Origin of the sequence: Pleomorphovibrio marinus (genome assembly GCF_003347495.1) — a bacterium.
Lineage (GTDB): Bacteria > Bacteroidota > Bacteroidia > Cytophagales > Cyclobacteriaceae > Pleomorphovibrio > Pleomorphovibrio marinus.
Map to the genome: position 1 here is coordinate 1 of NZ_QCXY01000054.1, position 522 is coordinate 522.

General features: G+C 52.5%; 1 protein-coding gene. It reads right to left on the reverse strand.

Going from position 1 to position 522, the window contains the following annotated elements; all coding sequences use genetic code 11:
* A partial coding sequence (locus DB520_RS26360; RefSeq protein ID WP_198675476.1) for a PD-(D/E)XK nuclease family transposase occupies positions 1-522 on the reverse strand: 522 nt, incomplete at both ends.

Genomic DNA, 522 nt, shown 5'->3' on the forward strand with positions numbered 1-522 from the left:
TTACTAGCATCTAGCGCATTCTTTAGGTCCCGGTACTGTTTCAGGCTCTGCTCGTAGGCCTTGCGGTCTTTCTTCTCCAGGTTTACCAATGTTGCTATGTCCATGACTTTTTCGAATATCTTTTCCCTAATCCTTACAGGCACCCTTTCCAGGTGCTCAAGGTGCTTTAATACATACAGCCATTTGTCGAATTTGGTTTCGAGATCGGCTTCCTTTTTCTCGAACTTCGGCACCTCCACATAGATGAAGTTGAGCTTGTCGCTGAACAGCCCACCGGTTTCACGGTCGACCAGCCCAACACGGTGCAGGTGTCTCTCATCCCCCTTCTCCAGGACGAAGTCCAGGATGGAGATGCAGTACACCGCCTTCAGCCCGAAGTCCCAGTCCCCACGCCTGGCCTGCTCCTGAATGGGATAGGTCGCATAGAACAGGGACCTGTCCCGGAGGTTGAGCTGGAAGGCCTTCTGCATTTCCACAATAAACCGCGCTCCGGACTCCGCAACGCAATAGATGTCGAAGACC